Below are 16,090 nucleotides of genomic sequence, written 5' to 3'. Positions count from 1 at the left end.
TTGTTGAAAGGGTGGAGTGGGTGATCGTACCTCTGACCGGGGCCGTCGCCGATACGTGCGGGGGCAAGGCCGGCGCGCTGGGCGCGTTGCTCCGGGCGGGTCTGCCGGTTCCCGACGGTTTCGTCGTCACGTTCGCCGCCTACCTCGCCGCGGCCGGCGACCCGGACCCCCGGCGGCCGGCCGCCGAGCCGGACGAGCCCGGGGCGGCGCGGCGCGCGATCGAGGGCCGTCCGGTGCCCGCCGCCGTGGCCGCCGCGCTGGGGCGCGCGCTCGACGAGCTCGGAGATCCGCCCGTGGCGGTGAGGTCGTCGGCATCGAACGAGGACACCGGTCACGCCTCGGCCGCCGGCCAGCACGAGAGCTTTCTCGCGGTACGCGGGGCCGGCGCGGTCGCCGACGCCGTGCGGGACTGCTGGGCGTCGCTGTTCTCCGCACGCGCCATCGCCTACCGGGACGCCCCCGGCCGTGACGACGACCGCCGATCCGGCGACCTCGCGATGGCCGTCATCGTCCAGCGGCACGTGGACGCCGAGGTGTCCGGCGTCATGTTCACCCCCGCGGACCCGGGCGGCGTGACCGGGATCGAGGCGTCCTGGGGGCTCGGCCCCAGCGTCGTCGGGGGCACGGTCACTCCCGACGCCTACCGCGTCGCCGGGGACGGGGCGGTCACCCGTACCGTCGCCGACAAGCGGACCCGCCTCGACCGGCGCGGCACGCGGCTCGTCACGCGCGACGTGCCCGCCGCCGCCCGCAGTCTCCCGGCGATCGACGACGCGACCGCCGCGCGGCTCGCCGGGGTGGGCGGGGAGATCGCCGCCGTGCTCGGCGGGCCGCAGGACATCGAGTGGGCGATCGCCGGCGGCCGCATCTGGATTCTGCAGGCGCGGCCGGTCACCGCCGAACCGCCTGACGCGTTCGCCGGAACGTCCGGCGTCGCCGCCGCTCTCGTCGGAACGCCGGGCAGTCGAGGGACGGCGACCGGCGCCGCGCGGATCGTCCGCGGCCCCGGCGACTTCACGCGCGTGCGTCCGGGCGACATCCTCGTCTGCCCCTTCACCGACCCCGCCTGGACGCCGCTCCTGCGCATCGCCGCCGGCGTCGTCACCGAGACCGGGGGCGTGCTCTCCCACGCCGCGATCGTCGCCCGCGAGCACGCCATCCCCGCCGTCCTCGGCGTCCCGGACGCGACGAGCAGGATCGGCGACGGCACCGTCATCACCGTCGACGGCACCGCCGGCGTCGTCACGACGACGGACGCGTGACCCGCCCCGGAAACCGAAGCGCTCACGCACCGAAGCACCGACAGGTCACACCATCCACAGATCGAAAGGAGGCCGGGAAGCGGGGCCGCCGGGCGCCGCGTCCCTCACCCTCATGGCCACCCGACACCTCTACCTGGCCCGCCACGGCGCCGCCGACGCGTTCGGCGAGCTCACCGACATCGGGCGCCGGCAAATGGACCTGCTGGGCGCACGGCTCGCCGCCGTGCCCGTCGACACCGTGTGGCACTCCCCGCTGCCCCGCGCCGCGGCCAGCGCGCGCGAACTCGCCCGGCATCTCCCGCAGGACGTGCCCGTGGCCGAGGCCGCCGAACTCGTCGACCACGTGCCCTACGTCCCAGGTCCGGCCGAGACGCCCCCGTCCTGGGCCGGCTTCTTCGACGGCTACGACGCCGCCGAGGCGGCCTCGGGCCACAGGCTGGCCGAGGCCCTGGTCGCCCGGTTCGCGAAGGTCCCCGGCGCGACCCCCGAAGGGGAGCGGCCCGACAGGCACGAGGTCCTGGTGACGCACGCGTACCCGATCGCGTGGCTGGTGCGGCACGCGCTCGACGCGCCGCCATCCCGGTGGCTCGGGCTGAACAGCGCCAACACCGCTCTGACGGTGATCGAGTACCGCGACGGCCTCCCGCCCGCGATCGTCATGTACAACGACATGAGCCACCTCCCGCCCGGCCTGCGCTGGACCGGTTTCCCCGCGGCCGTGCGGCCGTGAGCCGCCGGCCGCGCCGGCGAGGGGCGACGAGGCCGGTGGCCCCGGGTGAGGTCCGCGCTAGCGGGGGCTCAGGACGCAGAACTCGTTGCCGTCGGGGTCGAGCATCTCCACCCGGCCGCCCCCGGGCCGGCCGTCGCCGACGCGGGTCGCCCCGAGGGAGACGAGACGGTCGACCTCCGCCTGCTGATCACCGTTCAGCGGGGGAGCGAGGTCGAAGTGCAGCCGGTTCTTCCCGGTCTTCGGAGCCACGGGCGGACCGCCCCAGGTGATCTTCGGGCCGCCGTGCGGCGAGCGGATCGCGGTCTCCTCGTCCTGGTCCCAGACCAGCGGCCAGTCCAGCGCCGCGCTCCAGAAGTACCCGACCTGCTGCGAGCCGTCGCACGAGAGCGCCCCGATGAACCCGCACTCGGCGAGGAACTTGTTGCCCGCCGGGATGACGCAGAACTCGTTGCCCTCGGGGTCGGCCAGCACCACATGACGAGCGTCCGGGCCCTGCCCGATGTCGAGGTGCCGCGCGCCGAGCTCCAGCGCCCTCGCCACCGTCACCTGCTGGTCCTGGAGATTGCTGGTCAGGTCGAAGTGGATCTGGTTCTGGCCGGTCTTCTCCTCCCGCGTCGGGAAGAACCGGATCTGGAACCCGGTGTCGTCTGCCGGCAGCAGCGTGATCCCGTCGTCGGCGTCGCCCGCCGTCTCCCAGCCCAGGACCCCACCCCAGAAGCGCGCGAGGCTGTGTGGGTCGTGCGCGTCGATGCAGAGCGCGACGAGCTGAGAGGTCATCCGGATCTCCAATCCGCTGAGTCACCGGCGTGGACAGGGCGTCCTGGCGCATGACGGAAGGAACGCTAACCCACCCCCGGACGGCGTCGTCAACGCATTTATCGGGCGCCGGGCGCCCTGGGGCGCCGGGGTCACGCGGCGGGGACCGAGCGAAATGAGCCGGACGCACCACCTCAGGCCGACTACGCTCCCTTGGAGCGGCATGCGTGGGGGTGGAGGGGCGAGTGACGATCAACGGGGCAGTCAACCACGAGGCGTCGGCGGGGACGCCCGCGGCCGGTGAGGCGGTCGGACGCGTGCTCGGCACCCAGGCGGCCTCGCCCCTGTCGTTCTGGGTCGGCCTGGAGCCGGGCAAGGTCGTCCAGCTCGACGACGTCGTGGTGACCAGGCGGGAGGTGCCGGGCCACGGCCCCGTGCTGGTGGCGGGCGTGGTGACGACCGTCGAGGCCAGGCACGAGGGCGCGGCGTACGACTCCGACGTCTTCCTGATCGCCGACGGCGCGCTGCCGGCCGCCGTGGTCGAGGTGGCCGAGGTGCGGGTGACGAGGGTGGAGCCGGAGGTGTTCGTGCCGCCGCTGCCCGGCTCCAAGGTCTTCCTGGCCGGCGCGGGCGACCGCGACCAGGCGCTCTACTTCGACGTGATGGACCGGCGCATCCCCATCGGGACGGGCCGCGACGGCCAGCCGCTGTACGTCAACTTCGACTTCCTCGACGGCACCCGCGGCGCCCACGTGTCGATCTCCGGGGTCTCCGGCGTGGCCACCAAGACGTCGTTCGCCACCTTCCTGCTCTACTCGATCTTCCACTCGGGCGTCCTGGAGGGCGAGGCGGCCAACACCAAGGCGCTGATCTTCTCCGTGAAGGGCGAGGACCTGCTCTTCCTCGACCACGACAACGTCCGGCTCGACGAGCGGGCCCGGAGCGTCTACGCCCGCCTCGGGCTGCCCGCCCGGCCGTTCGGCAGCGTCCACGTCTTCGCGCCGCCGCGCCCCGGCGACCCCAACGGCGTGCCGCACGTCTCCGCCCGCACCCACGGGGTCAGCTCGTTCTTCTGGACGCTCGTCGAGTTCTGCGAGGAGGAACTGCTGCGGTTCGTCTTCGCCGACGCCGACGACGAGCGGGCCGGATACTCGCTGCTGGTCGGGCAGGTCGCGGCCCGGCTGAAGGCGTGGGCCGAGCCGGTGGGGGAGGGCGGCGCGATCAGGGTGCGGGGCACGTCGTGCCGCACCTTCGGCGACCTCGTCGAGATGCTGTCCGACCAGTTGCAGGACGAGGCCACCCGCACCGACTGGACCGGCGCGCAGACCCCGCTCGGCACCGTCAACGCCTTCCTGCGCCGGCTGCGCAGCGCCGTGAGGCCGCTGGGCCCGATCGTCCGGGGCGACCTGCCGTTCTACCGCGACCACGTGATCCGCACCTCCGACGCGCAGGTCTCCATCGTGGACCTGCACAACCTGCCGGAGCGGGCTCAGCGTTTCGTGGTGGGCGTGGTGCTGCGCGGCGAGTTCCACCGCAAGGAGTCCTCCGGCACGGCCAAGCCGCTGCTGTTCGTGGTGCTGGACGAGCTCAACAAGTACGCCCCGCGCGAGGGCGACTCGCCCATCAAGGAGATCCTGCTGGACGTGGCCGAGCGCGGCCGCTCGCTCGGCGTCATCCTCATCGGCGCCCAGCAGACCGCCTCGGAGGTGGAGCGGCGCGTCGTCTCCAACAGCGCCGTACGCGTCGCCGGCCGCCTGGACCCGGCCGAGTCCGCCCGCTCCGAGTACGGCTGGCTGCCCCCGACCGTCAGGGAACGCGCCACGATCGCCAAGCCGGGCACCATGTTCGTCGCCCAGCCCGAGATCCCGGTGCCGCTGGCCGTGGCCTTCCCGTTCCCCGCGTGGGCGACCCGGCCCGCCGAGGCCGCGGCCCCGCCGGCGAAGGCCACCGCCGACCCGTTCCAGGGCCTGCCCGGCGTCGAGGACGACATCCCGCCCTTCTGACCGGCCCCATCCCTCTGACCCCGCCCTTTCGACCCCAGGTGGTTTCGTGAAGATCCTGCACACCGCGGACTGGCACGTGGGCAAGGTGCTCAAGGGCCGCCCCCGCGTGGACGAGCACCGGGAGGTGCTGCGCGAGCTGGTCGCCGCCGCCCGCACCCACGACGTGGACGCCGTCATCGTCGCCGGCGACCTCTTCGACACCTCGGCGCCCACCCCCGAGGCGCAGTCGCTCGTGCTCAACGCGCTGATGGCGCTGCGCGGCGACGGGCGTGACGTGGTGGTGCTGGCGGGCAACCACGACAACCCGCAGCTCCTGGAGGTCTACCGGCCGGTGCTCGGCAAGCTCGGCCTGCACGTGCTCGGCTCGTTCCGCCGTCCCGACCAGGGCGGCACGCTGGCCTTCACCGCGCGTTCGGGCGAGCCGGTGCGGCTGGGCGTGCTGCCGTTCCTGTCGCACCGGTACGTCGTGCGCGCCGCCGAGGTCCTCGGCGGGACCGCCGCCGAGCACAACCGCGACTACGCCGCCCGCATCGGCGAGCTGATCGGCGCGCTCACCGCGGGCTTCCACAACGACACCGTCAACCTGGTCACCACCCACGGCACCCTGCCCGGCGGGGCGTTCGGCGGCGGCGAGCGCGAAGCCCAGTCGATCTTCTCCTACTACTTCGAGCCGACCGTCTTCCCGCCCGCCACCCAGTACGCCGCCCTCGGCCACCTGCACCGCCGCCAGCAGATCCCCGGCCCCTGCCCCATCTGGTACAGCGGCTCGCCCCTCGCCGTCGACTTCGGCGAGGAGGGCAACACCCCCGGCGCGCTGCTGGTGGAGGTCTCGCCGGGGCGGCCCGCCGTGGTGCGGGAGCTGACGTTCGCCTCGGCCCGCAGGCTGCGCACGGTACGCGGCACGCTGGAGGAGCTGGAGGGCATCGAGCCCGGCGACGACTGGCTCAAGGTCATCGTCGAGGAGAAACCCCGCGTGGGGCTGGCCGACGACGTGCGGGAGCTGCTGTCGGGGGCCGTGGACGTCCGGCTGGACGAGCGCTTCCGGCCGGTGCCCGCCACACGGCGGGCGGACTCGGCCGGCCGCAGCCCGCGCGAGCTGTTCCGCGACTACCTCGCCGCCACCGGCCGCGAGGACGAGCAGGTGGCCGGGCTGTTCGACCGGCTCTACGACGAGGTGAGCGGCTGATGCGTCCCCTTCTGCTGCACCTGGACCACTTCGGCAGCTTCCGCGAGCCGGTGACCGTGGACTTCTCCGACACCGAGTACTTCGCGCTCGTCGGCCCGACCGGCGCGGGCAAGAGCACGATCATCGACGCGGTCTGCTTCGCCCTGTACGGCACCGTGCCGCGCTGGGGCCGGGAGGGCGCCGTCGCGCACGCCCTGGCGCCGTCCGTCACCGCCGGCAAGGTGGCGATGGTGTTCGACAGCGACGGGCGGCGTTACGGCGTGGTCCGCGCGATGGTGCGCGACGCCAAGGGCGCCGTGCGCACCAAGGAGGCCAGGCTCGACGAGCTGGACCCGGCCGCGCCGCTCCCGGAGGCGTTCGAGGCGGTGGTCAGGCCGCTGGCCGAGGGCGAGAACGTCACCGCCGAGGCCCAGCGGGTGACCGGGCTGGAATACCGCTTCTTCACCCAGTGCGTGGTCCTGCCGCAGGGCCGCTTCGCCGAGTTCCTGCACGCCGCGCCCCGCGAACGGCAGGACCTGCTCGTGCAGCTCCTCGACGCCGACGTCTACGAGCGGATCAGGCAGCGCGCCGCCCGCGAGGAGGAGACCGCCAAGCAGGACGCCTCCTTCGCCCGCGACCAGCTCACCAAGCTCTCCGGCGCGACGGCCGAGGCCGAGCGGGAGCTGACCGAGCGGCTGGCGGCGCTGCGGCGGCTGGCCGGCACCATGGGCGCCGACCTCGACCTGCTGCGGGCCCGGGAGTCCGACATCCGCCTCGCCGAGCAGGAGCGGGCCGCCGTGGCCGAACGGCAGGCGGTCCTGTCCGAGCTGCGCATGCCCGCCGCAGTCCCGACCCTGGCCTCGGCCCGGCGCGCCGCCGCGGAGTCCGTCGAGACGCTGGCCGCCGACGTGGCCCGGCTGGAGGCCGACGAGCACGAGGCGTACGAGGCGCTGACCGCGCTCGGCGACCGCGGCGCCCCCCGGGCGGCGCTGGCCGCGCTGGACGCCCGCGAACGCCTCGCGGCCGAGGCCGCGCGGGCCCGCGCCGCCGCCACGTCGGCCGCCGCGTCCCTGGAGGACGCGGCCGGCGAGCAGGCCGCCGCCGACCAGGCGCTCGCCACGGCCGAGGAGCAGCGCGAACGCCTGCGCGACGCGCACGCCGCCGCCCACCTGGTCAACCGGCTGGAAGTCGGGCTGCCCTGCCCGGTCTGCCGTCACCCGGTCGCCGAGCTGCCCCGCCACGAACCGCCCGCCGACGTCCGCGCCGCCGACCGCGCCCTGGCCGGCGCCCGCGAACGCGCCCAGCGCGCCAGAGCCGCCTGCGCCAAGGCCGAGACGTCGGCGACGATGCACGCCACCCAGGCCGCCCGGCTGGAGTCCGAGCTGGCCGCGCTGCCCGCCCCCGGCGACCGGGCCGAGCTGGAGGCGCGGCTCGCCGCCCTCGCCAAGGCCGACGAACTGGCCGCCCAGGCCCGCGACGCCGTACGCGCCGCCCGGGCCGGGCTGGAACGGGCCCGCGCCGAGGCGGACAAGGTCGCCCGCCAGGCCGAGTCCGCCTGGCGCGCGCTGGAGGCCGCCCGCGACCGGCTGCTCGTCGCCGGCGCCCAGGACGGCCCGCCGCCGCCCCTCGCCCGCGAGGACCTGCACCGCGCCTGGAGCGAGCTGCTCGCCTGGCGCGACCGGGCCGCGCAGGCCGCCCGCGCCGCGCTGGCCGAGCGTGAGGAGCGGCTGGCCCAGGCCCGCGACCGGCTCGCCGCCGACCGCGGCAGGCTGGCCGAGCGCCTGGCCGAGCACGGCGTCCACGCCCCGCGCGACGCCTCGCCCGACCAGCTCGGGGCCGAGGTCGCCGCGGCCGTCGCCCGCGCCGACGGCGCGCTCGACCGCCTCAAGGAGGAGCGCCGGCGCGCCGCCGACCTGGAGACCCGGATCACCATGAAGGAGCACGAGGCGAAGGTCGCCCACGAGCTGGCGCTGCGCCTGCGCGCCAACGCCTTCGAGCGCTGGCTGTGCGCCGAGGCCCTCGAGGTGCTCGTCGCCTCGGCCTCCGACACGCTGCGCGAGCTGTCCGACGGCCAGTACGAGCTGGCGCTCGCCGACAAGACCGGCGACATCGAGGTCATCGACTACGGCGAGGCCGGCATGCGGCGCAGCGCCCGCACCCTGTCCGGCGGCGAGACCTTCCAGGCCGCCCTCGCGCTGGCGCTGGCGCTGTCCGGCGCGGTCGCCAGGCGGCTGGACTCGATCTTCCTCGACGAGGGGTTCGGCACGCTCGACCCGGCCACCCTCGACACGGTCGCCACGACGCTCGAATGCCTCGCCGCCGGCCAGGAACGCATGATCGGCGTCGTCACCCACGTGCCCGCGCTGGCCGAGCGGGTGCCGGTGCGCTTCGAGGTCAGGCGCGACGGGAAGGGCTCCCACGTCCGGAAGGCCGGGATCGCATGACAGGCTTCACCGTCGACCCGTGGGACCCCGGCTACGCCGCCGCCCTCGCCGTCGAGAACCTCTCCGAGATGGGCGCCACCAGCGCCGAGCTGGTCCTCGACGTCGAGCGGCCGGCCGCCGACTGGAAACCCGTCACGCCGGGCGCGGACTCGTCCGTCCCCGACACCCTGCTCGTCGCCGACGGCGTGCGCAGGATCGACGCCCGCGTCTGGGTGCACGACCCGGACACCCCCATGCCCGTGCCGGGCATCGCCGCCTCCTACGCGGCCGGGATCGTCCGGTGCGGCCCGGACGGCGCCGACCTGGCGGCGATCGAGGTCAACCGGTCGCTGATCTCCGCCTCGCCGCACGCGCCGGAGGTGAAGACCACGCACGCCGTCTACCTGCCGAACAAGGCCGCCGACGCGAGCTTCGAGGAGCTGTCGCTGGCGCTGCAACGGCAGGTCACCCAGCTCGAGGTGGACCTGGCGGTGCGGCACCGCTCGCGCGGCGACGACCTGCTGCTGGTGGACGGGCCGCTGCGGGGCCGCACCCATCTGCCGCGCACCGTCGGCTACATCAAGACGCACCACACCGCCTACCTGCCGCCGCCGCAGTCCGCGGTGGTGGCCGCGCTCACGCCCGGCCAGCGCACGCCGGTGTTCCTCATGGGCACGAGCTGGCGGCGCCACTCCTGGTACGTGCGGCTCCCCGTCCAGTCGCCCGCGCCGTGGGCGGGCGTGGCGCGCTGCGAGGCCAGCGCGGACCTGGACGCGGCGCAGGCGGTACGGCTCGCCGACGAGGTCACCCTCGCCCTGCCTCCGCTGGCCGGCGTGGACTACAAGGACCCGCGCGCCCCGCAGAACCTCATCCCGATCGGGGGGCTGGAGAAGCTCCTGCGCCACCATCTGGGCGACGCCCGCCTCCTCTACCGCGCCCTCCGCACGGCCGCCGCGACCGGCTGACGGCCCGCCCCCGCCCTCTGCGCGGCGGCGGCGAGGCGGGCCGACAGGGCGAGGAGGTGGTCGGCGAGCTCCGGCGGCTCGTGCACGTCGAAGTCGACGCCCGTCTGCGCGACCCAGACGGCGAGCTCGTCGAGGTCGTTCGCGCCGCTGGTCAGCGTGCAGGAGCGCGCGTCGATCGGCTCGATCGCGGCGACGGTGGCCGGCATGCGCCCGGCCACGACCTCGGCCGGGGCGTGCATGGTGAAGCGGCCCTGGTAGCGGTAGGGCGCGCTGGAGAGCGACCGGGACACGTAGGCCGCCAGGTCGGCGTCGGGAGGGTCGCGGGGCACGAACCGCGGGCCGTTCGGCGTCCGCAGGCTCAGCCGGTCGACCCGGTAGGTGCGCCAGCCGGCCCGGCCGGTGTCCCAGCCCAGCAGGTACCAGTGCCGTCCCGAATGGACCAGCCGGTACGGCTCGGCGGCGCGGGCACTCTGCTGCCCCTCGTGCGACCGGTAGTCGAAACGCAGGGTCTCGTGGTCGCGGCAGGCGGAGGCGATCGCGGTCAGGGCCGCCGGGTCCACCGCCGAACCGGCCCGGCCCATCGGCACGGTCATCGACTGCAGCGCGCGCACGCGATGCCGGAGCCGGGACGGCAGCACCCGCTCCAGTTTGGCCAGCGCCCGCACCGAGGTCTCCTCGATCCCCGTCACCGAGCCTCCGGCGGCCGTCCGCAGCCCCACCGCGACCGCCACCGCCTCGTCGTCGTCCAGCAGGAGCGGCGGCAGGTCCGTGCCGGCGCCGAGCCGGTAGCCGGGCGCGCCCGCGGTGGCGGCCACGGGATAGCCGAGCTCGCGTAGCCGGCCGACGTCGCGGCGGACCGTCCGCGGGGTCACGCCGAGCCGTTCGGCCAGCTCCGTGCCGGACCACTCCCGGCGGGTCTGCAGGAGCGAGAGCAGTCTGAGCAGCCGGGCCGATGTCTCCACCATGCTCTCCAGACTGCCCTACTCCTAGGACCGGACCTGTCCTAGGGGATGCCTAGCGTTGCTCCCATGACGTTCACCACGCAGATCAGGCCGTTCCGCATCGACATCCCGCAGTCCGCGCTCGACGACCTGCGCGACCGGCTGGCGCGCACCCTCTGGCCCGACGAGCTGCCCGGCGTCGGCTGGTCCTACGGCATCCCCGTCTCGTACGTGCGGCGGCTGGCCGAGTACTGGCGCAGCGGGTACGACTGGCGGGAGCACGAGGCGGCGCTCAACGCGTACCCGCAGTTCACCACCGAGATCGACGGCCAGAACATCCACTTCCTGCATGTGCGCTCCCCTGAGCCGGACGCGCTGCCGCTGATCCTCACCCACGGCTGGCCGGGCTCGGTCGCCGAGTTCATGAAGGTCATCGGCCCCCTCACCGACCCCCGCGCCCACGGCGGCGACCCCGCCGACGCCTTCCACGTCGTCGCCCCGTCCATCCCCGGCTTCGGCTTCTCCGGCCCCACCCGCGAGGCCGGCTGGGACCTGGGCCGCGTCGCCCGCGCGTGGGCGGAGCTGATGAGCCGCCTCGGCTACGAGCGCTACGGCGCCCAGGGCGGCGACAGCGGCTCGGTCATCTCGCCCGAACTCGGCCGCGTCGCCCCCGACCGGGTGGTGGGCGTGCACGTCAACGGCGCGCTCGGCTTCCCGACCTTCGACCCGGCCGAGACGGAGGGCCTCAGCGAGACCGAGCGGGCCCGCATGCGGATCTACGCCGACCACGACCGCTCCGGCTACGCGGTCATCCAGGCCACCCGGCCGCAGACCGTCGCGTTCGGCCTGCACGACTCTCCCGCCGCCCAGCTCGCCTGGATCGCGGAGAAGTTCAAGGAGTGGACCGACCCGGCCCACGACCTGCCCGAGGACGCGGTCGACCTGGACCAGCTGCTCACCGACGTGTCGATCTACTGGCTGACCCGCACCGCCGCCTCGTCCGCCCGGCTCTACAAGGAGGGCTCGGCGCGGTGGGGCAAGCCGGTCGAGCGCTCCGAGGTGCCGCACGGGGTCGCGGTGTTCCCGGGCGACGGCGGGATCCGGCGGGTGGCCGAGCGCGAGCACAACGTGATCCACTGGTCGGAGTTCGACCGGGGCGGTCACTTCGCCGCCATGGAGGCGCCCGACCTGCTGGTCGGCGACGTCCGGGCGTTCTTCGCCAAGGTCCGCCGGGCGCAGCGGGGAGAGCCGGGCGCATCGGGGGAGGACTGTTGAGCGATAGTGCACGCATCGTTATCGGCACTCTCATTGATGGGAATCGGGCGGTCCAGAATGCTGGTAGCGCAATCATCCGGCACATCTCGAAGGGCACGCCCGTGCGCAGGCTCCTCAACACGGCCCACATCTACATGATCGTCGGGCTGGTCAGCGGTTTCTTCTACCGCGGGCTCACCAAGCTGAACGACTTCACCGGCGACACCCAGCTCGGCCTCGTCCACACCCACGCGCTGGCGCTCGGCATGCTGGTGTTCCTCCTCGTCCTGGTGCTGGAGAAGCAGTTCGGGCTGACCTCCAACCGGCTGTTCGGCTGGTTCTTCTGGGTCTACAACGCCGGACTGGTGCTGAGCCTGGTCATGATGACCCTGCACGGGACCCTGACCGTGCTGGGGCGGCCCAGCGGGGACGCCATCGCGCTGGCCGCCGGGCTGGGGCACGTCCTGCTGACCGTGGGCCTGGTCCTGCTGTTCATCACCCTGGGCAAGGTCGCCCCGGCCAAGGCCCGGCCGGACGACGCCCCGGCTCAGGCGCTCCGCGAGTCCGCCGATCCGCAGGCGATCGGCTGATCTCACGGAGCCGTCCGGTCCGGAGGGCTCGGCAGGGGTGTGAAAGGATCTGCCCGCGATGGGTCCGTTCTCGGTGATGAGGTGGGTGCGCGCGGCCGGCTTCGCCGCCACGTGCGCCGTCCTCGCCACGCTCGGACACCTCGCCGGCGGCGGCTCCTTCGACCCGAAGGCGGCGCTGGGCGGCCTCCTGCTGCTCATGGCCCCCGCGCTGGCGTTGACGGGCCGGGAACGGGTGCTGGGCGAGATCGTGCCCGCCACCGCCCTGTCGCAGGTCGTCCTGCACGCCCTGCTCGGCCAGGGCGCCGCCGAGCACCCCATGCCGGCCCTCCCGGCCATGGAGCATCTGCACCATCAGCCGCAGCCGATGTCCATGAGCACGGGGATGCTGGTCATGCACGCGATCGGCGTGCTGGTGACCTCCGCCTGGCTGCGGTGGGCGGAGGCGGGCCTGTGCGCCCTGGTCCGGCAACTGGCCGGCTGGGTGCTGCGTCCCCTGCTGGCCCTGCTGCTCCTCGCGGCCGGCTGGTCGCACCCCCGGCCGCGGCCGGTCGCCCACGCGCGCGAGGACGAGACCGCGCGCGTCCGGCTCCTCCTCAGGTACGCCCTCGTCCGGCGCGGACCGCCCGCCCCGCGAACGGGACCCGCGGCGGTCGCGTGACGATCGGGTGACCAGGGGCCGGCCCTCCGGCCCCTCCCAGACGTGCCCCCAGGGCGCGGCGCCATCGCCGCATGCCCGGGAACCGGCCGTCTCCCTCGGCATGCGCCTCTGCATGCGCTGATCGTCGTTTTCTCGTCGCTGCTCGCCACGGTTCCCTCCGACGACAAGCCGGGCGTCGCCGCGCCGGTCACCTCCGTGGCCGGCGCCGGCACGCGTACCTCCGAATCGTGGAGAGCACGAGAACCGATGAGACCTACCCGTTCGCCCCGCCTCGTGGCCGCCGCGCTGTGCGCGCTCGCGGTCCTGGCCGCCGCCGGGTGCGGCGCCGCCCCCGAGGCGTCCTCCGCCGCGCCGGCGGAGAGCGCCGCCACCGGCGGCCGGACGAGCTACCCCCTGACCTTCGACAACTGCGGGACGAAGGTCACCTTCCGCGAGCCGCCCCGGCGGGTGCTGATCCTCAACGGGACCAGCGTGGGAGAGGTGGAGAGCTTCGTCCTGCTCGGCCTGGAGAAGAGCATCCTGGCCAACGCCCAGCACTACGGCGTCTCCGACGACCCGTCGATGATCGCCAGGATCGGGGCGCTGCCGACCGGCGGCCTGACCATGAACAAGAACTTCGACGTCCCCGCCGAGCAGGTGCTCAAGCTCAAGCCCGACCTGGTGGTGTCCACCTGGTCCGGCGGGTTCGACGCCAAGAGGGGCTTCGCCACCCGCGAGCAGCTCGCCGCGGCGGGCATCACCTCCCTCGTCAACCCGGTCAACTGCGCGATGGGCAAGCCGGAGGCCACCCCGGAGGAGCAGCGCGCCTACCGCAACCAGTCGATCAACTCCTCGCTGGAGTTCATCGGCCTGCTCGGGCGGGTGTTCGACGTGCAGGAGCGCGCGCTGCGCCTGATCGGCGAGCTGCGGGCCCGCGTCGAGGCCGTCCGGGCCCGGGTGGCGGGCCGGCCCGCCAGGAAGGTGCTCGTCGCCTATCCCGGCATGGCCATGATGAACGCCAACGGCCTGCCCGCCGTCATGACCGGCGGCATCTACGACGACGTCATCAAGGCCGCCGGCGGGGTCAACGCGTTCGCCGGCCAGACCGCCGACATGACCCGCACCCTCAACAGGGAGCAGCTCGCCACCGCCCAGGTCGACGTGCTCGTGGTCGGGCTGTTCACCCCCGACGAGAACGCCGGGCGGGAGGCGGCCAAGCTGTTCGCCGCCTACCCGCACTGGGCCGCGTCGAAGTCGAGGACGTACACGGTGGTCTCCGACGGCGTGTACCTCGGCCCGCTCAACGCCTGGGCCGTGGAGAAGATCTCCAAGGTGGTGCACCCCGGTGGCTGACACGCTGACCCACGTCCAGGTCAGGCCCGCCCCGCCGCGGCGTCCGCACCTCGTCTCCGGGCCCGCGACCGGCGTGCTGCTGGCGGCCCTGGTCGCCGGGCTGGTCGCGGCGCTGGTCGCCGGCATCTCGGTCGGCTCGGTCAACCTGCCCCTCGGCCAGGTCTGGGGCATCGTCTGGGCCCACCTGAGCGGGCGGGGCGCGCAGGCGGACCCGCTGCTCAGCCAGGTCGTCTGGGACATCCGCACCCCCCGGGCCCTGCTGGCGGCGCTCGCCGGGGCCGGCCTGTCGGTGGCCGGGGTCGCGTTGCAGGCCCTGGTGCGCAACCCGCTCGCCGACCCGTACGTGCTGGGCGTCTCCTCGGCGGCCTCGCTCGGCGCGGTGCTGGTGCCCGCGCTGGGCGGCACCGCCCTGGCCGGGCTGACCGGCGCGCTCGGCGTCACCGGCGCCGCCTTCGCCGCCGCCGTGCTGTCGGCGCTGCTGGTGTACGTCCTGGCCCAGCGCTCGGGACGGCTGCTCGACTCGTGGCTGGTGCTGACCGGGGTCGCCATCGGCTACCTGTGCACGGCGGCCACCACGTTCGTGCAGCTCCAGCTCAACCCGACCGAGCTGCAGGGCATGATGTTCTGGCTTATGGGCAGCGTCGCCGGCGCGTCCTGGACCGACCTCGGCGTGCCCGCGCTGCTCGTCGTCTCGTGCCTGGCCTGGCTGTGGCTGCAGGCCCGTTCCCTCAACGCGCTGCTGGCCGGCGAGGAGGCGGCCGTCGCCATTGGGGTGCCGGTGGCGAGGCTGCGGATCGGGCTGCTGGTGGCCGGGTCGCTGCTGACGGCCACGGTGGTGAGCGTCGTGGGCGGCATCGGCTTCATCGGGCTGATGGTCCCGCACATGGTCCGGTTCGTGGTCGGCGCCGACCACCGCCGGGTGCTGCCCGTGTCGCTGCTGGCGGGGGCGCTGTTCCTGGTGTTGGTGGACCTGGCGGCGCGGATCGCCGACCGGCCCAACGAGCTGCCGGTGGGGATCTTCACCACGGGGCTCGGCGTGCCGTTCTTCCTGTGGCTGCTGCGCCGCCGGGCGCGTGGAGGCTCCGATGCGACTTGACCTCACGGGCGTCAGCGCCCACATCGACGGCCGTCCCATCGTGGACGGGGTCGAGCTCACCGCGGGCCCGGGCGAGTTCGTCGCGCTGGTCGGCCCGAACGGCAGCGGCAAGTCCACGCTGCTGCGGACCGTCTACCGGTCGCTGCGGCCGTCCGGCGGCGTGGTCCGGCTCGATGGGGAGGACCTGTGGCGGATGCGGCCCCGCCAGGCCGCCCGCCACCGCGCGGTGCTCCCGCAGCACAGCCAGATCTCCGAGGGGCTGTCGGTCGCGGAGGTGGTCGCCACCGGCCGCCACAGCCGCAAACGGCCGCTCGAACGGGACAACGACACCGACCGGGCCGTCGTCGCGACCGCGCTGCGGCGGGTCGGCATGGAGGGGGCGGCCGACCGGCTGATGACCGCCCTGTCGGGCGGCGAGCGGCAACGCGTGCTGCTGGCCCGCGCGCTCGCGCAGGAGGCCCCGCTGCTGGTGCTGGACGAACCCACCAACCACCTGGACGTGGGCTCGCAGCTCCTCCTGCTGGACCTCATCCGCTCCCTCGGCCTGACCCTGCTGGCCGCGCTGCACGACCTCGACCAGGCCGCCGCCTACGCCGACCGGGTCGTCGTCCTGCGCGACGGCAGGGTGGCCGGGCACGGGCCGCCGCTGGAGGTGCTGACGCCGGCCTTCATCGAGGAGGTGTTCGGGGTGCGCGCCCACGTCGGCCCGCACCCGATCACCGGCCGCCCGCACATCGCCGTGGCCTCCCCGGCCATGGACGCGGAGGGCGCGCCCGAGGTCCGGACCGTCGGCTGACCCGCCACACCCCGGGGCGGGCGTCCTGTTCGGCGCCCGCCCGGGGGGAAGGCGCGTCAGGCACGCGTCCGCGACGGAGACCTGACGGGCGAGACCGCGGCCACACCGCCGCCACACCC

General features: G+C 74.6%; 14 protein-coding genes. 12 read left to right on the top strand and 2 right to left on the bottom strand.

The features are described from left to right. Positions 1–20: 20 nt before the first annotated feature. Both HD595_RS45010 and HD595_RS45005 read left to right on the top strand, forming a co-directional pair. Complete coding sequence (locus HD595_RS45010; protein WP_253780804.1) at positions 21–1,262, top strand: PEP/pyruvate-binding domain-containing protein; 1,242 nt, start codon at positions 21–23, stop codon at positions 1,260–1,262. A gap of 112 nt (positions 1,263–1,374) precedes the next feature. Next, on the top strand, positions 1,375–1,992 hold the full coding sequence (locus HD595_RS45005; RefSeq protein WP_253780801.1) for a histidine phosphatase family protein: 618 nt from the start codon (positions 1,375–1,377) through the stop codon (positions 1,990–1,992). 57 nt (positions 1,993–2,049) lie between these two features. On the opposite strand, the gene HD595_RS45000 is transcribed toward HD595_RS45005, so the two are convergent. Further along, entirely contained in the window at positions 2,050–2,769 is a 720-nt protein-coding gene (locus HD595_RS45000) for a VOC family protein (protein ID WP_253780798.1), read from the bottom strand. 224 nt (positions 2,770–2,993) lie between these two features. Here HD595_RS45000 and HD595_RS44995 point away from each other — a divergent pair, with 224 nt between their 5' ends. From HD595_RS44995 to HD595_RS44980, 4 genes are read left to right on the top strand one after another with little or no spacing between them, the layout of a single operon-like run. Continuing rightward, positions 2,994–4,751: an ATP-binding protein gene (locus tag HD595_RS44995; RefSeq protein ID WP_253780795.1), complete on the top strand. Its 1,758-nt coding sequence runs from the start codon at positions 2,994–2,996 to the stop codon at positions 4,749–4,751. 46 nt (positions 4,752–4,797) lie between these two features. Then, positions 4,798–5,937, top strand: coding sequence for an exonuclease SbcCD subunit D (locus HD595_RS44990; protein WP_253780792.1), 1,140 nt, complete (start codon positions 4,798–4,800; stop codon positions 5,935–5,937). Beyond that, positions 5,937–8,360, top strand: coding sequence for an AAA family ATPase (locus tag HD595_RS44985; protein ID WP_253780790.1), 2,424 nt, complete (start codon positions 5,937–5,939; stop codon positions 8,358–8,360). The genes HD595_RS44990 and HD595_RS44985 overlap by 1 nt, the downstream gene beginning before the upstream one ends. Next, entirely contained in the window at positions 8,357–9,304 is a 948-nt protein-coding gene (locus HD595_RS44980; RefSeq protein ID WP_253780788.1) for a hypothetical protein, read from the top strand. The genes HD595_RS44985 and HD595_RS44980 overlap by 4 nt, the downstream gene beginning before the upstream one ends. On the opposite strand, the gene HD595_RS44975 is transcribed toward HD595_RS44980, so the two are convergent. Continuing rightward, on the bottom strand, positions 9,268–10,269 hold the full coding sequence (locus tag HD595_RS44975; protein ID WP_253780784.1) for a helix-turn-helix transcriptional regulator: 1,002 nt from the start codon (positions 10,267–10,269) through the stop codon (positions 9,268–9,270). The two genes, HD595_RS44980 and HD595_RS44975, sit on opposite strands and share 37 nt — an antisense overlap. Positions 10,270–10,332: 63 nt before the next feature. Between HD595_RS44975 and HD595_RS44970 the strand changes: the two genes are divergently transcribed. The 6 genes from HD595_RS44970 to HD595_RS44945 all read left to right on the top strand — a co-directional run bounded on the left by HD595_RS44970 (position 10,333) and on the right by HD595_RS44945 (position 15,971). Next, positions 10,333–11,520: an epoxide hydrolase family protein gene (locus tag HD595_RS44970; protein WP_253780782.1), complete on the top strand. Its 1,188-nt coding sequence runs from the start codon at positions 10,333–10,335 to the stop codon at positions 11,518–11,520. 101 nt (positions 11,521–11,621) lie between these two features. Further along, positions 11,622–12,089 (top strand): DUF2871 domain-containing protein, encoded by a 468-nt coding sequence (locus tag HD595_RS44965; protein ID WP_253780779.1) that lies wholly within the window; start codon positions 11,622–11,624, stop codon positions 12,087–12,089. A gap of 58 nt (positions 12,090–12,147) precedes the next feature. Next, on the top strand, positions 12,148–12,747 hold the full coding sequence (locus HD595_RS44960) for a hypothetical protein (RefSeq protein WP_253780776.1): 600 nt from the start codon (positions 12,148–12,150) through the stop codon (positions 12,745–12,747). Between the two features lie 246 nt (positions 12,748–12,993). After that, positions 12,994–14,079: an ABC transporter substrate-binding protein gene (locus HD595_RS44955; RefSeq protein ID WP_253780774.1), complete on the top strand. Its 1,086-nt coding sequence runs from the start codon at positions 12,994–12,996 to the stop codon at positions 14,077–14,079. Beyond that, complete coding sequence (locus HD595_RS44950; RefSeq protein WP_253780772.1) at positions 14,072–15,175, top strand: FecCD family ABC transporter permease; 1,104 nt, start codon at positions 14,072–14,074, stop codon at positions 15,173–15,175. Before HD595_RS44955 ends, HD595_RS44950 begins: the two co-directional genes overlap by 8 nt. Further along, positions 15,165–15,971 (top strand): ABC transporter ATP-binding protein, encoded by an 807-nt coding sequence (locus HD595_RS44945; protein WP_253780770.1) that lies wholly within the window; start codon positions 15,165–15,167, stop codon positions 15,969–15,971. Before HD595_RS44950 ends, HD595_RS44945 begins: the two co-directional genes overlap by 11 nt. Positions 15,972–16,090 lie beyond the last annotated feature (119 nt).

Source organism: Nonomuraea roseoviolacea subsp. carminata (assembly GCF_024172185.1).
Lineage (GTDB): Bacteria > Actinomycetota > Actinomycetes > Streptosporangiales > Streptosporangiaceae > Nonomuraea > Nonomuraea roseoviolacea.
The sequence above is the reverse complement of the archived record's forward strand: the minus strand, read 5'-3'. Positions and strand labels throughout refer to the sequence as shown.

Excerpts from the sequence above, each read along its gene's own strand:
- HD595_RS44955 (WP_253780774.1), top strand. The coding sequence starts at position 12,994 with ATGAGACCTACCCGTTCGCCCCGCCTCGTGGCCGCCGCGCTGTGCGCG.
- HD595_RS44945 (WP_253780770.1), top strand. The coding sequence starts at position 15,165 with ATGCGACTTGACCTCACGGGCGTCAGCGCCCACATCGACGGCCGTCCC.
- HD595_RS44960 (WP_253780776.1), top strand. The coding sequence starts at position 12,148 with ATGGGTCCGTTCTCGGTGATGAGGTGGGTGCGCGCGGCCGGCTTCGCC.
- HD595_RS45000 (WP_253780798.1), bottom strand. The coding sequence starts at position 2,769 with ATGACCTCTCAGCTCGTCGCGCTCTGCATCGACGCGCACGACCCACAC.
- HD595_RS44980 (WP_253780788.1), top strand. The coding sequence starts at position 8,357 with ATGACAGGCTTCACCGTCGACCCGTGGGACCCCGGCTACGCCGCCGCC.
- HD595_RS44970 (WP_253780782.1), top strand. The coding sequence starts at position 10,333 with ATGACGTTCACCACGCAGATCAGGCCGTTCCGCATCGACATCCCGCAG.
- HD595_RS44975 (WP_253780784.1), bottom strand. The coding sequence starts at position 10,269 with ATGGTGGAGACATCGGCCCGGCTGCTCAGACTGCTCTCGCTCCTGCAG.
- HD595_RS45005 (WP_253780801.1), top strand. The coding sequence starts at position 1,375 with ATGGCCACCCGACACCTCTACCTGGCCCGCCACGGCGCCGCCGACGCG.
- HD595_RS44985 (WP_253780790.1), top strand. The coding sequence starts at position 5,937 with ATGCGTCCCCTTCTGCTGCACCTGGACCACTTCGGCAGCTTCCGCGAG.